This is a genomic window from Curtobacterium sp. DN_7.5 (genome assembly GCF_022655355.1).
GTDB classification, from domain to species: Bacteria; Actinomycetota; Actinomycetes; order Actinomycetales; family Microbacteriaceae; genus Curtobacterium; species Curtobacterium luteum.
In genome coordinates this window covers 2,037,666-2,054,042 of sequence record NZ_CP093378.1, presented here as the reverse complement: position 1 = coordinate 2,054,042, position 16,377 = coordinate 2,037,666, and the positions used below count along the sequence as shown (strand labels likewise).

10 protein-coding genes and 1 tRNA gene are annotated in these 16,377 nt (G+C 72.9%); 8 read left to right on the top strand and 3 right to left on the bottom strand.

The genetic code is table 11. From position 1 onward, the window contains the following. Positions 1–38: 38 nt before the first annotated feature. Entirely contained in the window at positions 39–1,364 is a 1,326-nt protein-coding gene (locus MON03_RS09500) for a M1 family metallopeptidase (RefSeq protein ID WP_242088167.1), read from the bottom strand. An 8-nt stretch (positions 1,365–1,372) separates the two neighbouring features. After that, positions 1,373–5,323: a Pls/PosA family non-ribosomal peptide synthetase gene (locus MON03_RS09495; protein WP_242088166.1), complete on the bottom strand. Its 3,951-nt coding sequence runs from the start codon at positions 5,321–5,323 to the stop codon at positions 1,373–1,375. A gap of 150 nt (positions 5,324–5,473) precedes the next feature. Between MON03_RS09495 and MON03_RS09490 the strand changes: the two genes are divergently transcribed. Further along, positions 5,474–5,545, top strand: a tRNA-Arg gene (locus MON03_RS09490). A 212-nt stretch (positions 5,546–5,757) separates the two neighbouring features. Here MON03_RS09490 and MON03_RS09485 read toward each other — a convergent pair. Beyond that, entirely contained in the window at positions 5,758–6,336 is a 579-nt protein-coding gene (locus MON03_RS09485; protein WP_022903539.1) for a hypothetical protein, read from the bottom strand. A gap of 58 nt (positions 6,337–6,394) precedes the next feature. Here MON03_RS09485 and argS point away from each other — a divergent pair, with 58 nt between their 5' ends. From argS to rho, 7 genes are all read left to right on the top strand, one after another. Further along, positions 6,395–8,065, top strand: a complete 1,671-nt coding sequence (argS, locus tag MON03_RS09480) for an arginine--tRNA ligase (RefSeq protein ID WP_022903538.1) — start codon at positions 6,395–6,397, stop codon at positions 8,063–8,065. A gap of 191 nt (positions 8,066–8,256) precedes the next feature. Next, positions 8,257–9,012, top strand: a complete 756-nt coding sequence (locus tag MON03_RS09475) for an LmeA family phospholipid-binding protein (RefSeq protein ID WP_175329104.1) — start codon at positions 8,257–8,259, stop codon at positions 9,010–9,012. 43 nt (positions 9,013–9,055) lie between these two features. Then, complete coding sequence (locus MON03_RS09470) at positions 9,056–10,537, top strand: diaminopimelate decarboxylase family protein (protein WP_242088165.1); 1,482 nt, start codon at positions 9,056–9,058, stop codon at positions 10,535–10,537. A 27-nt stretch (positions 10,538–10,564) separates the two neighbouring features. Beyond that, on the top strand, positions 10,565–11,896 hold the full coding sequence (locus MON03_RS09465; RefSeq protein ID WP_175329106.1) for a homoserine dehydrogenase: 1,332 nt from the start codon (positions 10,565–10,567) through the stop codon (positions 11,894–11,896). 59 nt (positions 11,897–11,955) lie between these two features. Beyond that, positions 11,956–13,035, top strand: a complete 1,080-nt coding sequence (gene thrC, locus MON03_RS09460) for a threonine synthase (RefSeq protein WP_175329107.1) — start codon at positions 11,956–11,958, stop codon at positions 13,033–13,035. Between the two features lie 2 nt (positions 13,036–13,037). Continuing rightward, complete coding sequence (gene thrB, locus MON03_RS09455; protein WP_175329108.1) at positions 13,038–14,027, top strand: homoserine kinase; 990 nt, start codon at positions 13,038–13,040, stop codon at positions 14,025–14,027. Positions 14,028–14,190: 163 nt separating this feature from the next. Next, positions 14,191–16,374 (top strand): transcription termination factor Rho, encoded by a 2,184-nt coding sequence (rho, locus tag MON03_RS09450; RefSeq protein WP_242088164.1) that lies wholly within the window; start codon positions 14,191–14,193, stop codon positions 16,372–16,374. The last annotated feature ends 3 nt before the right edge of the window (positions 16,375–16,377 follow it).

The window sequence follows — 16,377 nt, the reverse complement described above, 5'->3', positions numbered from 1 at the left end:
CGGCCGCTCGGCTCGCGTCGCTCCGACGCCGCCGGCCGTCAGGCTGCGGGCAGTTCGGGGACGCCCGGTTCGTCGATCCACGGCGCCGTGACGGCACGGACGGCGTCGACGGACGCCCCCGCGGAACCCGCGAACGCGTCGAGGACGTCCGCCGGGGCGACGCTGGCGTGCCGGTGTCGCTCGGTGATCGTCCGGAGACCGGCGAAGAACGCGCGGTCGCCGAACGTGCGCCGGACCGCGTGCAGGGCCAGCGCGCCACGCTTGTACACCCGGTCGTCGAACATGTCGCGGGCGCCGGGGTCGCCGACCACGAGGTCCTGCGGCTGGTCGAGCAGGCCCGCGCGGTGGCGCTCGGCGAGGACGTCCGCAGTGTCGCCGCCCCGGTGCTCGGACCACAGCCACTCGGCGTAGCAGGCGAAGCCCTCGTGCAGCCAGATGTCACGCCAGCGCGCGACCGTCACGGAGTTGCCGAACCACTGGTGCGCGAGCTCGTGCGCGATCAGCCGGTCGGTGCCGTGCTCGCCGTCGACGTGGTTCCGGCCGAACACCGCCAGACCGTGGGCCTCGAGCGGGATCTCGAGCTCGTCGTCGGTCACCACGACCCCGTAGGAGCCGAACGGGTACGGGCCGAAGCGGTCCGCGTAGAGCGCGAGCATGTCCGGCACCCGGCCGAAGTCGGTCTTCGCCGCCGCCTGCAGGTCCGCGGGGTGGTGCAGGGTCACCGGGACGTGCGGGCTCCGCAGCTCCGTGGTGCGGTACCGACCGATCTGCACGGTCGCCAGGTACGTCGCCATGGGCTCGGTCGTCGCGTACGTCCAGGTCGTGCCGGCCCGGGCACGGTCGGTGCCGAGCAGCTCGCCGTTCGCGAGCACGTCGTACGCGGCCTCGGCGGTGATCTCGAACCGGTAGGTCGCCTTGTCGTCCGGCCGGTCGTTGCACGGGAACCACGAGGGTGCGCCGGTGGGCTGGGCGGCGACGATGACGCCGTCGGTCAGTTCCTCCCACCCGACCTGACCCCAGGGGCTGCGGATGGGCCGGGGCGTCCCGCGGTACTTGACGTGGACCGTGAACTCCGCCCCGGCAGCGATCGGTCCGGCCGGGGTGACGGTGGTCTTGTGCGTCGCCGTCGACACCTTCTTCGCGCGGTGCCCGTCGACGTCCACCCGCTCGACCGTGAGCCCGTGCAGGTCGACGACGATCCGGTCGAGGTCCTCGACGGCCCGTGCGGTGATCGTCGCGGTGCCGTCGAGCCGGTTCGTGGAGACGCGGTACCCGAGCCGGAGCTCGTAGTGCACGGCGCTCCACCGGCGGTCGCCGCTGTGCGGGGTGTACGGGTCGGCGGGGCTGTTCGTCGGCGGCTTCACGGTGCCGCTCAGTCTGGCACGACCGCGGTGTCGAGGGTCCGTGCGGCGCGGTCGGCGGCCGACCCGGCCGACCCGCCCGACCCGGCCGTCCACGGCGGAGCCGTCCAGGGAGAGATCGGGTTGCCCGACCACAGCGACCCCGCCGGCACCTGCTCGCCGCGCATCACGAGCGACGCGGGCCCGATCGTGGCGCCGGCGCCGATGCCGGCGGCCGGCAGCACGACGCTGTGCGGCCCGAGGGTCGCGCCCGCGTCGAGGTCCACGGCGTCGAGCTGCATCACCCGGTCGTGGAACAGGTGGGTCTGCACGACCGTCCCCCGGGACACCGTCGCGCCGGCACCGATCGTCACGAGGTCCGCCTCGGGCAGCCAGTACGTCTCGATCCACACACCCCGGCCGATGCGCGCGCCGAGGGTGCGCAGCCACGCCGCGAGCGCCGGCGTCCCCGTCGCCTGCTCGGCGAACCACGGCCGCGCGACGGTCTCGACGAACGTGTCCTGCACCTCGTTCCGCCACACGAACGAGGACCACAGCGGGTGCTCGCCGGCGTCGATGCGGCCGACGAAGGCCCACTTCGCCGCCGTCGACACGACGGCCGCAACGGCCCCGGCGGCGATGAGCACCGGACCCGCCAGGACGACCGTCCACCCCAGGCCGACCGAGGACCACAGGGCGAGCAGGGCACCGACGACCCCGAGCGCGATCGCCGCCGAGACCACCGGGGCGACGAGCCGCAGCAGCTCCCAGCAGCCCCGCGCGACCTTGAGGTGCCGCGGCGGCCGGAACGTGCGCTCCTCGTCGAACTCGGTCGCCGCACGCCGCAGCCGCACGGGGGGCGTCCCGAGCCACGACGACCCGCGCTTGGCCTTCTTCGGCACCGCCGACAGCACGGCGACCAGGGCCTCACGGGGGACCGACCGTCCCGCCCCGGTCATGCCCGAGTTGCCGAGGAACGCCCGCCGACCCACCTTCGACCGGCCGATCGTCACCCGCCCGCCACCGAGCTCGTACGTCGCCACCATCGTGTCGTCCGCGAGGAACGCCCCGGACGCGATCTGCGTCAGCGCGGGGATGAGCAGCACCGTCGAGATCTCCGTGTTCCGCCCGACCCGAGCGCCCAGCAGCCGCAGCCACAGCGGCGTCACCAGGGACGCGTACACCGGGAACAGCAGCGTCCGCGCCGCGTCGAGCACCCGCTCCGTCGTCCACACCTGCCAGCCGATCCGGCTCCGCACCGGGTGTCGGCCCTCGTGCAGCCCCAGCCCGAGCAGCCGGACCGACACGACGACCAGCAGCGCGTACACGACACCGGCGACGAGCGCCCCGAGCGGCACCGCCGCGAGGGCACGCAGCAGCGCCGCACCGAGCGTCGACGTCGGACCAACGAGCGCCACCACCACGGCCAGGCCCGCCGCGACGCCGGCCACCGGCAGCCCCGCGACCGCGACCGAACCGGCCCCGTACGCGACGAGCCAGCGTCGACGCGACGGGGGACGGGCCTCCCGGTCGTGCCGAGCCGACCCCACGCGCTCCGCCGGCGACCCCGCCCACCGCTCGCCGTCGGGCACCCGACCGACGACCGACGAACCCGGCTCGACCTCGGCACCAGCACCCACGTGCGCCTCCGGCAACAGCGTCGACCGACTCCGCACCACCGCGTCCGCGTCCACCCGCACCGGACCCAACCGGAACACGTCCCCGTCCACCCAGTGCCCCGCGAGGTCCACCTCCGGCTCGATCGACGCACGCGCCCCCACACGGAGCATCCCCGTCACCGGCGGCAACGCGTGCAGGTCCACGTCACGACCGATCCGCGCCCCCAACGCCCTCGCGTAGTAGCTGATCCACGGCGCACCCGCCGTCGACGGACCGTCCACCGCCTCCGCGATCCGCTCCGCGAGCCACACCCGCACGTGCACCGACCCGCCCCGGGGGTGGTCACCCGGACGGACGCCGAGCAGCAGCAGCCGCGCGAGCACCACCGTCACCGCCATCTTCCCCACCGGCGTCACGAACACCAGCAGCGCCACCAGCAGCACCGGCCACGACAGCGACGGCAGGAACGGCAACGACGTCGCGTGCAGGACCGACGACACCAGGGCCGTCCACGTCAGCACACGCACCCCGCGAAGGATCTGCACCGGCAGCCCGAGCACCGTCAGCACGAACCCCGTCACCGGCGGCACCGGCGCCACCGCCCGCTCGGACGCCGCCGCCGCGCCCGACTCGTCCAGCGCCGCCGCCAACGCCCCGATCCGCGGGTGGTCGTACACGTCCGCCACCGTCGTCGTCGGGAACCGCTCCCGGATCGCCGACACCAGCTGCGCCGCCGTCAACGACCCACCGCCGTGCGCGAAGAAGTCGTCGTCCACCCCCGTCACCGGTACCCCGAGGATCGCCGACCACCGCTCCGCGATCCACGCCACGGTGTCCGGCAGCACCGACGCGTCCGACGCACCCGGCAACGGCCACGGCAGCGCCGCCCGGTCCACCTTCCCCGAGGTCCGCGTCGGCAGCGACTCCACCACCGCCACGAGGGGCACCAGCGCCGCCGGCAGCTCCTCCCGCAGCCGGGCGTTCAACTCCCCGACGTCGAGCGTCCGACCGGCGACCGGCGCCACGTACCCCACGAGCACCTGGTTCCCCGCCGGCGTCCGCTGCACCACCGCGGCACCACCCGCCACCCCGTCGAGCGCCTGCAGGGCAGCATCCACCTCACCCAGCTCGATCCGACGACCACCGAGCTTCACCTGGTCGTCCGCCCGACCCTGGAACACCAGCCCCTCCGGCTCGTACCGCACCAGGTCACCGCTCCGGTACGCCCGCTCCCACCCGAGCTCCGGGAACGGCGCGTACTTCTCCGCGTCCTTCGCCGGGTCGAGGTACCGCCCCAGCCCGACCCCGCCGATCACCAGCTCCCCGACACCACCCGGCGGCACCCGCACGCCGGCCTCGTCGACGACCGCCAGGTCCCACCCGTCCAACGGCAGCCCGATCCGCACCGGCGCCGACCCGTCCATCAACGCCCCGCACGCCACCACGGTCGCCTCGGTCGGCCCGTACGTGTTCCACAGCTCCCGGTCCCGCGACGCGATCCGCGCCGCCAACTCCGGCGGACACGCCTCACCGCCGAAGATCACCAACCGCACCTGCTCCAACGCGTCGTCCGGCCACAGCGCCGCCAACGTCGGCACCGTCGACACCACCGTGATCGTGTGCGCGATCAACCACGGCCCGAGGTCCACCCCCGTCCGGACCAGCGACCGCGGCGCCGGCACCAGGCAGGCCCCGTGCCCCCACGCCAGCCACATCTCCTCGCACGACGCGTCGAACGCCACGCTCAACCCCGCCAGCACCCGGTCACCCGGACCGATCGGCGCACGCTGCAGGAACATCCGCGCCTCCGCGTCCACGAACGCCGCCGCGCTCCGGTGCGTCACCGCCACCCCCTTCGGGACCCCGGTCGACCCCGACGTGAAGATGATCCACGCGTCGTCCTCCAGCCGGGGGAGCTCGGCGCTCGCCGCGGGGTCGGTCACCGGCAGGGGAGCGCCCTGCCGGTCGGCGAGGACACCACCGGCACCGATGACGCCGACGACGCCGGCCTCGCCGAACACGAGTGACGCGCGCTCCTCGGGGTCGTCGGCGTCGACCGGCACGTAGGCCGCGCCGGCGGCCAGCACCGCGAGGACCGAGACGTAGAGGTCGCGCCCGCCGGAGGGGATCCGCACGCCCACGCGGTCACCGCGCCGGACCCCACGACGGGCGAGGTCGTCCGCCTGCGCGTGCACCGCGCCGAGCAGTGCGCGGTAGTCGAGCGTGCCGTCCGGGTCCTCGAGCGCGAGGGCGTCGGGGTGCGTCGTCGCGGTCTCGGTGAGGACGTCGAGCAGCGTCCGGGGCGCGGGGGCGTGCGCTCCGCGTGCGAGTTCGTGCTGCGGGTTCCCGGTGGCGGTGGTCATCGAGCCCTCTCCCTGGCCGTGCGCTGGTCGGTCGGGCCGCGATCCTAGAGGGCCGGAGTGACGTCCGAGGAAACTGCGACGACGCGCTGCACGCGACACGCCCTGGTCCGGGAGGGGCTCCGAGACCTGCTACGGTTGATCACACCCCGGGCCCCCATAGCTCAGGGGATAGAGCACTGCCCTCCGGAGGCAGGGGCGGAGGTTCGAATCCTCCTGGGGGCACAGACACATTCCCGCGCAAGCTGACGTCCTCGCTGCGCTCGGTCGGCAGCGCGCGATGTCGCGTTCCGCGACCGTCCCCCGTGGTGTTTCCGCCAGGTGCGTCACGGTCGTTCCCGCCACCGACAGACCGCCGGGAGGCACGGTGCGGGCCCGCCACGGGCCTCCAGTCCGGCGCAGCGCGCCTCAGGGGCACGGCGTCCGCGGGGTCGGCGTCAGGGGGTCGGCGTCGCCGACGACGTCGCGCTCGGCGCGACCACGCCGCGGATCGCGTCCACCACCGGCTGGGCACCGCCCGGCTCGGTGAAGAGCGTCGAGGACGCGGTGACCCAGTACGGGTCCGGGAACGCGTCCGCGCGACCGACCCCGTCGTCCGCGAGGTCGAAGTACCCCTCGACCCGGTACGTCGGCACCGAGCCACCCCGCTGGTAGAGCGCGTCCTTGAGGTTCGTGAGCGACTTCTCAGGCAGGTGGGCCACGGCGAACGAGATCGTCACGGCGTGGTCGGAGACCTCACGGAACTGGCACACGCGTCCGCGGTGCTCGGCGATCCAGGCCGCGGGCGAGCCCTTCGACGGCCGGTAGGACCCGACCTCCTCGAACGCCTGCCCGTACACCGCGAGCGACTCCAGCGGCAGCAGGTCGGTGCAGGACTGCGTGACCGGCGTCCCGATCGGCGTCGCGGTGGCCGTCGGACCCGCTTGGCCGCCACCGGAGCAGGCGGCGAGCACGGCGACGGAGGTGGTCGCGAGGACGGCGGCGCTGATCGCCCGGACGCGGCTGCGGGAGGTCATCCGGCCATGATGGCGCATCGTCCGGGGAGGCCCGTGGACGCCGGTAGGATCGACCGCTATGACCCCAGCCGAACTCTCCGCCGCGTACCTGTCGATCCTGACGGGGATCGTGGAGCGACGAGGTGCGTCGGACACGGTGACGGTCGAGGAGTCGCACGCGGCCCTCGAGCGGCCGAAGAACCGCGCACACGGCGACTGGGCGTCGAACGCCGCCATGCAGCTCGCGAAGCGCGTCGGGACGAACCCGCGCGAGCTCGCGACGGAGATCGCGGGGGAGCTGACCGAGCTCGACGGCGTGGCCTCGGTCGACGTCGCCGGCCCCGGCTTCATCAACATCACGCTCGAGGCCGCGGCCGCCGGTGCGATCGCGCGGACCATCGTCGAGCAGGGCGCGTCCTTCGGGCACGGCGACCTCTACGACGGCGTGAAGATCGACCTCGAGTTCGTCTCCGCCAACCCCACCGGCCCGATCCACATGGGCGGCGTCCGCTGGGCCGCGGTCGGCGACAGCCTCGCCCGCGTGTTCGAGGCGCAGGGCGGGCTCGTCACGCGGGAGTACTACTTCAACGACCACGGCGCGCAGATCGACCGGTTCGCCCGGTCCCTCGTGGCGTCCGCGCTCGGCGAGCCCACGCCCGAGGACGGCTACGGCGGCGCCTACATCGGCGAGATCGCGGCGCGCGTCATCGCCACGCTGCCGGCCGGCACCGACGTCCGCGACCTCCCGCGTGACGAGGCGCAGGAGCTCTTCCGCCGCGAGGGCGTCGAGTTCATGTTCGCCGACATCCGGTCGTCCCTGCACGACTTCGGCGTCGACTTCGACGTGTACTTCCACGAGAACTCGCTGCACGAGTCGAAGGCCGTCGAGCGGGCCATCGAGCGGCTGCAGTCCCTCGGCAAGATGTACGAGGCCGAGGGTGCGCTGTGGCTCCGCACGACCGACTTCGGCGACGACCGCGACCGCGTCGTGATCAAGTCCGACGGGCAGCCGGCGTACATCGCGGGCGACCTGGCGTACTACCTCGACAAGCGCGAGCGCGGGTTCGAGCGGAACCTCATCATGCTCGGTGCGGACCACCACGGCTACGTCGGCCGGATGATGGCGATGTGCGCGGCCTTCGGCGACGAGCCGGGCAAGAACCTCGAGATCCTCATCGGGCAGATGGTCAACCTGCTCAAGGACGGCGAGCCGATGCGCATGTCGAAGCGCGCGGGCACGATCGTCACGATGGAGGACCTCGTCGACGCGGTCGGTGTGGACGCCGGCCGGTACGCGCTGGTCCGGTTCGCCAGCGACACCTCGATCGACATCGACCTCGACCTGCTGACGAAGCGGACGAACGACAACCCGGTCTTCTACGTCCAGTACGCCCACGCGCGCACGCAGTCGGTGGCCCGCAACGCCGCCGCCTCCGGGGTGGACCGGTCCGCGTTCGACGCCGCACTCCTCACGCACGAGACCGAGAGCACCCTCGTGGGGGCCCTCGCCGAGTACCCGCGGGTCGTCCGGCAGGCCGCGGAGCTGCGTGAGCCGCACCGGATCGCGCGGTACATCGAGCAGCTCGCGGGCCTGTACCACCGCTGGTACGACTCCTGCCGCGTCACGCCGCTCGGGGACGAGGCCGTGACGGACCTCCACCGCACGCGCCTCTGGCTGAACGACGCCACGGGGCAGGTCATCCGCAACGGGCTCGGGCTCCTCGGGGTGAGCGCGCCCGAGCGCATGTAGCGCGGGCGCGCAGCGCGCTGCGCGCGGCGCCGCGGGCGCCGCACAACCAAAGTCGTTCCGAACCACGCGTTTGCGTGGTTCGGAACGACTTTGGTTGTGCAAACGCCGACCGCACCCCACCGCAGCGCACACACCGGGCGCACACCGCGCCTCCAGGCGGGTGGATGGTGGGTCCTGGCAGGGTGGGACGCATGACCGCCGCCCCCGTCGCCCGCCCGAAGCGCCGCCGCTGGCCGATCGTCCTCGTCGTCGTGCTCCTCGTGCTCGCGGCCCTCGTGGTCGTCGCCGAGTTCGTCCTCCGCGGCGTGGTCGACCGGATCATCGCCGAGCAGGTCGAACGCTCCCTCCCCGAGGGCACCACCGGCCAGGTCGAGGCACACGCCGACGGCATCGTCATCCCGCAGCTCCTCTCGGGGAAGCTCGACCAGGTCGAGATCTCCTCCCGGAGGATCACGGTCGACGGCATCCCGCTCGCAGCCGACGTCACCGTGCACGACGTGCCGGTCGACGGGCAGGGCGACGTCCGCGACGTCGACGGCACCGTGACGCTCGCCTCGGCCAGCATCACGGACCTCGCGAAGTACAGCCCGCTGTTCGACCGCCTGAAGCTCGTCGACGGCGGGGTCGAGCTGTCCGGTTCCACCGCGGTCCTCGGGTACGACATCACCTACGCCGCGAAGGGCGACGTCGTCGCGCAGGACGACGGCAAGGGCGTCACGATCACCCCGAAGAGCGTACGGATCACCAACTCGTCGCTCGGGCTCAAGGTCGACACGATCCCCGGCGTCACGAACGTCCCGGTCACCGTGTGCACCGCGCGCTTCCTGCCGTCCCAGCTCGCCGTGCGCGACCTGGACATCACGGCGCGACAGGCGACCGTCCGCGTGACCGCGGATTCGCTGCCGCTCAGCGAGGACGGGCTGCGGTCGGTGGGCTCCTGCTCGTAACACCGGCCGGGAGGCCCGCCACGGCTCGGTAGGATCGGGTCCCGTGAGCGAGAACCCCCTTGCCCCGCCGCGGCTGCGGTTCCCGACGGACCCCTCCGCGCTGACCGCGCGCATCTGGCCCGCCTCCGCGACCCGGACGGACGACGGCGAGCTCGCCGTGGGCGGGATCACCGCCTCCGACCTCGTCCGGCAGTTCGGCACGCCGCTCTACGTGGTCGACGAACGCGACGTCCAGTCCCGCGCCGTGCGGGTGCGCACGGCGTTCTCCGAGGCCTTCGGTCGCATCGGCACCCGGGCGCACGTGTACTACGCCGGCAAGGCCTTCCTGACGACGCAGGTCGCAGCGTGGATGGCCGAGGCGGGCCTGCGCGTCGACGTCTGCACCGGCGGCGAACTCGCGGTCGCCCTCGCCGGCGGGGTGGACCCCGGCATGCTCGGCTTCCACGGCAACGACAAGTCAGACGCCGAGATCGCCCGTGCGGTCGAGGTCGGCGTCGGGACGATCGTGCTCGACAGCCACGAGGAAGTGCAGCGCGTGGCACGGGCGGCCGCCGACGCCGGGGTCGTCCAGCGCGTCCGCGTCCGCATCAACAGCGGCGTGCACGCTTCGACGCACGAGTACCTCGCGACCGCCCGCGAGGACCAGAAGTTCGGCATCCCGCTCACCGAGGCCGAGCAGGCGGCGGCCGAGGTGCGTGCCGAGCCGTCGCTCGCGTTCGTCGGGCTGCACTCGCACATCGGTTCGCAGATCTTCGACGAGGCCGGGTTCCGGGAGGCCGCCCGGCGTCTCATGGACGTCCACGCCTCCCTCGTCGCCACCGGTCCCGTGCCGGAGCTGAACCTCGGCGGCGGCTGGGGCATCGACTACACCGAGGCCGACTCGGCCTTCGCGCCGGAGGACGTCGCCGGGGCCCTCGCGACGATCGTGGCGGAGGCCTGCGCCGAGCGCGGCATCCCCGTACCGGAGATCGCCGTCGAGCCCGGGCGCTACATCGTGGGCCCCGCCGGCATCACGCTGTACTCGGTCGGCACGATCAAGCCGGTGACGCTCGAGGACGCGGACGCACACCCCGGTGACGAGCCCGTCGTCGCGACCGAGGACGACGCGGTCGCGGCGGACGAACCGACCGCCGACGTCGCCACCCGCACCTACGTCTCGGTCGACGGCGGCATGAGCGACAACGCCCGCCCCGCCCTGTACGGCGCCGACTACACGGCCCGGCTCGCCAGGTCCTCGGACGCCCCGGCGGTCCTCAGCCGGGTCGTCGGCAAGCACTGCGAGTCGGGCGACGTCGTCGTCCAGGACGAGTACCTGCCCGGGGACGTCCACCGCGGCGACCTCCTCGCCGTCGCTGCGACCGGTGCCTACTGCTGGAGCCTCGCGAGCAACTACAACCACGTCGGACGTCCGCCCGTCGTGGCGGTGGCCGACGGCGCAGCCCGTATCCTCGTCCGAGGCGAGTCGATCGACGACCTGCTCGCCCGTGACACCGGGGTCCTTCCCGCAGCCGGCTCCGGCCGTTGACCCCCGACCGACAGGAACCACCCCCAGATGATCGAATACCGCAACGTCCGCGTCGCCCTGCTCGGAGCCGGCTCGGTCGGTTCGCAGGTCGCGCGGCTCCTCCTCGAGCACGGTGACGAGCTCGCCTCGCGTGCGGGTGCCGGTCTCGAACTCGTCGGCATCGCGGTCCGCGACACCGGAGCGCCCCGGGACGTCGACCTGCCGAAGGAGCTCTTCACGACCGACGCCGAGTCGCTGATCCTCGGCGCCGACATCGTCGTGGAGCTCATCGGCGGCATCGAGCCCGCACGGACGCTCGTGCTCCAGGCACTGCAGTCCGGCGCCGACGTCGTCACCGGCAACAAGGCGCTGCTCGCCACCCACGGCCCGGAGCTCTTCGCCGCGGCCGAGCAGGTGGGCGCGCAGCTGTACTACGAGGCCGCGGTCGCCGGGGCGATCCCGATCATCCGGCCCCTGCACGACTCCCTCGCCGGTGACCGCATCGTCCGGATCATGGGCATCGTCAACGGCACCACGAACTTCATCCTCGACCTCATGGACCGCAAGGGAGCGACCTTCGAGGACGCGCTGGCGACGGCCACCGAGCTCGGGTACGCCGAGGCCGACCCCACCGCCGACGTCGAGGGCTACGACGCCGCGCAGAAGGCCGCGATCCTGGCCTCGCTCGCGTTCCACACCTCCGTGCCGCTCGTCGCCGTGCACCGCGAGGGCATCACCGCGATCACGATCGACCAGGTGCGTGCCGCCCGCAAGGCCGGCTACGTGGTGAAGATCCTCGCGACCGCCGAACGCCTGACCGACGAGGACGGACGCGAGGGCGTCTCCGCCCGGGTGTACCCGGCCCTCGTGCCGGAGTCGCACCCGCTCGCGAGCGTCCACGGCGCGAAGAACGCCGTGTTCGTCGAGGCCGAGGCCGCGGGCGACCTCATGTTCTACGGCGCGGGCGCCGGCGGCGTCGAGACGGCATCGGCCGTGCTCGGCGACCTCGTGTCCGCCGCGCGCCGGCACGTCATCGGCGGCCCCGGCGTCGCCGAGTCGACCCAGGCGGACCTGCCCGTGTTCCCGATCGGGACCGTGCGCACCCGCTACCAGATCACGCTGCACGTCGCGGACGCCCCCGGTGTCCTGTCGACCGTCGCCGGCGTGCTCGCCAAGCACGGCGTCAGCGTGGAGACGGTCGAACAGACCAGTGCGCTGCAGACGGACGCTCCCGGTGCCGACCGCACCGGTGCGACCGCGACGCTCGTCATCGGCACCCACCTGGCGCGCGAGTCCGACCTCGCCGACACCGTGGTGGCGCTCCGGAACGAGGACGTCGTCGCCGAGATCACCAGCGTGCTGCGGGTCGCCGGCGCCTGAGCCGCGACCTGGCGAGCACCACGCCCACGAACACCACACCGAACAAAAAGGGGAGCCTGATGGCCCACCAGTGGCAGGGAGTCCTGCGCGAGTACGCCGACCGTCTCGACGTGACCGAGGCGACGCCCGTCGTCACCCTCGGCGAGGGCGGCACCCCGCTCATCCCGGCACGTCGTCTCTCCGAGCGCACCGGCGCGGACGTCTACGTCAAGTTCGAGGGCATGAACCCGACCGGCTCCTTCAAGGACCGCGGCATGACGATGGCGATCTCGAAGGCCGTCGAGCACGGCGCGAAGGCCGTCATCTGCGCCTCGACGGGCAACACGAGCGCGTCCGCCGCCGCGTACGCCACGCACGCGGGCATCACCGCCGCGGTGCTCGTGCCCGAGGGCAAGATCGCCATGGGCAAGCTGAGCCAGGCCATCGCCCACGACGGCCAGCTGCTGCAGGTGCAGGGCAACTTCGACGACTGCCTCGACATCGCGCGCGACCTCGCGGCGAACTACCCGGTGCACCTGGTCAACTCGGTCAACAACGACCGCATCGAGGGGCAGAAGACCGCGGCGTTCGAGGTCGTGGACGTGCTCGGCGACGCGCCGGACTTCCACTTCCTGCCCGTCGGCAACGCCGGCAACTACACCGCGTACTCGCGCGGCTACCGCGAGGACGTCGCCGCCGGCCGGTCGTCGAAGCTCCCGCGCATGTTCGGGTTCCAGGCCGCCGGGTCCGCCCCGATCGTCCGCGGTGAGGTCGTCGCGAAGCCGGAGACCATCGCGTCGGCGATCCGCATCGGCAACCCGGCCTCGTGGCAGTACGCCCTCGAGGCGCGCGACGAGACCGACGGCTACTTCGGTGCGATCTCCGACGAGGCCATCCTCGCGGCGCACCACATCCTCTCCGCCGAGGTCGGCGTGTTCGTCGAGCCGGCGTCGGCCATCGGCGTCGCGGGGCTGCTCGAGCGAGCGGACGCCGGCGTGGTCGGCAAGGGCGCGAAGGTCGTCATCACGGTGACCGGCCACGGCCTGAAGGACCCGCAGTGGGCCCTCCGCACCGAGGACGGCGGCGAGGTGCAGCCCACCGTCGTGCCGGTGGACACCAAGTCCGTCGCGGACGTGCTCGGACTGGTCGGCGCGGAGTGAGCGTGCTCCGCTCGTCCGGACCGGGGGAGGGCGCGACCGCCCAGCACGCTGTACCGGCCGGACGGGCGGTGCGGGTGCGGGTGCCGGCCACCTCGGCGAACCTCGGCCCGGGCTTCGACTCGCTCGGGCTCGCGCTCTCCCTCTACGACGAGGTGACCGTCCGGGTCCGTCCCGGAGCCGGGGCGACGGTCACCGTCGAGGGCGTCGGTGCCGGCGAGGTCGCCACCGACGACACGAACCTCGTCGTGCAGGCGATCCGACGTGGGCTCGCGTACGCGGGCGTCGCCGAGCAGCCCGGACTCGAGCTGCACGCCGTCAACGCCATCCCGCACGGGCGCGGCATGGGCTCGTCCGCCGCCGCGATCGTCGCCGGGCTGATGGCCGCGCGAGGGCTCCTCGAGGGGATCGTCGACCTCGACGCGTCGACGCTCCTGACCCTCGCCACCGAGATGGAGGGCCACCCGGACAACGTCGCCCCGGCGCTGTTCGGCGGGCTGACGATCGCGTGGATGACGGCGGAGGGGCCGGCGTACAAGCGGCTCCTGGTGCACCGAGGTGTCTCGCCGGTGGTCTTCGTGCCGACGTCGACGCTGTCGACGAAGCTCGCACGGTCCCTGCAGCCCGCGAGCGTCCCGCACGCGGACGCCGCCTTCAACGTGTCCCGCTCGGCGCTGCTCGTCGCGGCACTCATCCAGAGCCCGGAGCTGCTGCTCGCGGCGACCGAGGACCGGCTCCACCAGGCCTACCGGGCGAGTGCCATGCCGGAGACCGACGCCCTCATCGGACTCCTGCGGCAGCACGGGCTCGCCGCGGTCGTCTCCGGCGCCGGCCCCAGCCTGCTCGTCCTCGGCAGCGACCCGGCACAGCGCCTCACCGCGGCGGACCTGGTGTCGCGACACGCCCAGTCCGACTGGCGGCCGCTCATGCTGGCGGTGGACCTGGGTGGTGCTACAGTGGCAGCGCACTCGGCGCTCCAAGCCGATCCCGCATAGGCAGCAGGAACGATCCTCGCCGGTGCAGGGTCAGGTGCGCGGGGGCATTCTCTTCCTGATCACCCGTACTCGGTCCGTCGTCTGAACGACGGTGCGTGCATCCCTGTGCATCCGGGTTGGTGGAAACTCTCCGCGTTCTGCGGTTCGAAAGGAAACACCCACCTTGACGAACGTCAACGACTCCACCCCGGTGGAGATCCCCAGCGACCTGCGCGCCCTCCGACTCCCGGAGCTGCAGCGGATCGCCTCCTCGCTCGGCATCACCGGGCTCTCCAAGCTCCGCAAGGGCGACCTCATCGCCACGATCGAGGACAAGCGTCCCGCGACGGCCGAGACCCCGGCGACCGAGCAGCCGACGCTGCCGGAGCCGGTCGCCGAGCAGCCGGTCACCGCGCAGTCGACCCCTGCGCAGTCCACCTCCGAGCAGCCGGCGCCGTCGGCGCCCGAGCAGCCCGCTGCGGAGACGCAGCCGACCGCCACCGGCGCCGAGGCGACCGAGCAGCCGGCCGGCGGCCGTGCGCGCCGCTCGCGCCGCGCCTCCTCGGGCGGCACCGTCAACGCCGCGCCGACCTCGGCTGCGGACCACCAGAACCACGGCCACACCGGGACCGAGGACCTGCTCGCGGGTCTCGACCAGGTGCGCGCCGAGAAGGACGCGCAGGAAGCGGCGCAGGCCGCGGGCCAGCGCCGCGGGCGCGGGCAGCAGAACGGCCAGCAGGCCGCGCAGCAGCAGGACGGCCAGGAGGCACCGGCCGACTCCGCCGCGCAGCCCGCCGAGCAGGGCGCCGACTCCGGCGACGCCGGTGACCAGGGCGAGGGCGGCTCGCGTCGTGGGCGCCGCAGCCGTGGCCGTGGCCGTGGTCGCGGTCAGAACGGCGACGCCGCCCAGAACGGCGACCAGAACGGTCAGCAGAAGCAGGACGACCAGCCGAAGCAGGACGACCAGAAGCAGAACGGTCAGCCGAAGCAGGACGACCAGAAGCAGAACGGTCAGCAGAAGCAGGGTCAGCAGAACGGTCAGCAGAAGCAGAACGGCCAGAACCAGAACGGCCAGAACGGCCAGAACCAGAACGGCCCGCAGCAGGACCTCCAGCAGGACGGTGAGGGCCGGAGCCGTCGCCAGCGCGACCGCAAGCGTGGCCGTGGCGGTCAGCAGGACGACCTCGAGCCCGAGGTCACCGAGGACGACGTCCTCATCCCGATCGCGGGCATCCTCGACGTCCTCGACAACTACGCCTTCGTGCGGACGACCGGCTACCTGCCCGGCCCGAGCGACGTCTACGTCTCGCTCGGCCAGGTGAAGAAGTACCACCTCCGCAAGGGCGACGCCGTCGTCGGTTCGATCAAGCAGCCCCAGGGCGGCGAGCAGCAGAGCCGGCAGAAGTACAACGCGCTCGTCAAGGTCGACACCGTGAACGGCCAGACCGCCGAGGAGGCAGCGGCCCGCAAGGACTTCTCCGACCTCACGCCGCTGTACCCGAACGAGCGCCTGCGCCTCGAGACCGAGCCCCAGAAGCTGTCGACGCGGATCATCGACCTCGTGTCGCCGATCGGCAAGGGCCAGCGCGGCCTCATCGTGTCGCCGCCGAAGGCCGGCAAGACGGTCGTGCTGCAGGCCATCGCCAACGCGATCGCCAAGAACAACCCCGAGGCGCACCTCATGGTCGTCCTCGTGGACGAGCGGCCCGAAGAGGTCACCGACATGCAGCGCTCGGTGAAGGGCGAGGTCATCGCCTCGACCTTCGACCGCCCGGCGGAGGACCACACCACGGTCGCCGAGCTGGCCATCGAGCGTGCGAAGCGCCTCGTGGAGCTCGGTCACGACGTCGTCGTGCTGCTCGACTCGATCACGCGCCTCGGTCGCGCCTACAACCTGGCGACGCCGGCATCGGGCCGTGTGCTCTCGGGTGGCGTCGACTCGGCCGCGCTGTACCCGCCGAAGCGCTTCTTCGGTGCCGCGCGCAACATCGAGGACGGCGGCTCGCTGACGATCCTCGCGACGGCGCTCGTTGAGACCGGCTCCAAGATGGACGAGGTCATCTTCGAGGAGTTCAAGGGCACGGGCAACATGGAGCTCCGCCTCAACCGCCACCTGGCGGACAAGCGGATCTTCCCGGCCGTCGACGTCAACGCGTCCGGTACCCGTCGCGAGGAGCAGCTGCTCTCCGCCGACGAGGTCACGATCACGTGGCGCCTGCGTCGTGCCCTCGCCGGGCTCGACCCGCAGCAGGCGCTGGAGATCGTGCTGCGGAACCTCAAGGAGACGCAGTCGAACGTCGAGTTCCTGGTCCAGGTGCAGAAGTCGGTCCCCACGACCGGCGGACACCACAACGGCCACCAGGAGTAACCG

Bases quoted from the DNA above. Each gene is read 5' to 3' on its own strand.
- MON03_RS09485 (WP_022903539.1), bottom strand. From the start codon at position 6,336: ATGACCTCCCGCAGCCGCGTCCGGGCGATCAGCGCCGCCGTCCTCGCG.
- argS (WP_022903538.1), top strand. From the start codon at position 6,395: ATGACCCCAGCCGAACTCTCCGCCGCGTACCTGTCGATCCTGACGGGG.
- MON03_RS09475 (WP_175329104.1), top strand. From the start codon at position 8,257: ATGACCGCCGCCCCCGTCGCCCGCCCGAAGCGCCGCCGCTGGCCGATC.
- thrC (WP_175329107.1), top strand. From the start codon at position 11,956: ATGGCCCACCAGTGGCAGGGAGTCCTGCGCGAGTACGCCGACCGTCTC.
- MON03_RS09465 (WP_175329106.1), top strand. From the start codon at position 10,565: ATGATCGAATACCGCAACGTCCGCGTCGCCCTGCTCGGAGCCGGCTCG.
- MON03_RS09495 (WP_242088166.1), bottom strand. From the start codon at position 5,323: ATGACCACCGCCACCGGGAACCCGCAGCACGAACTCGCACGCGGAGCG.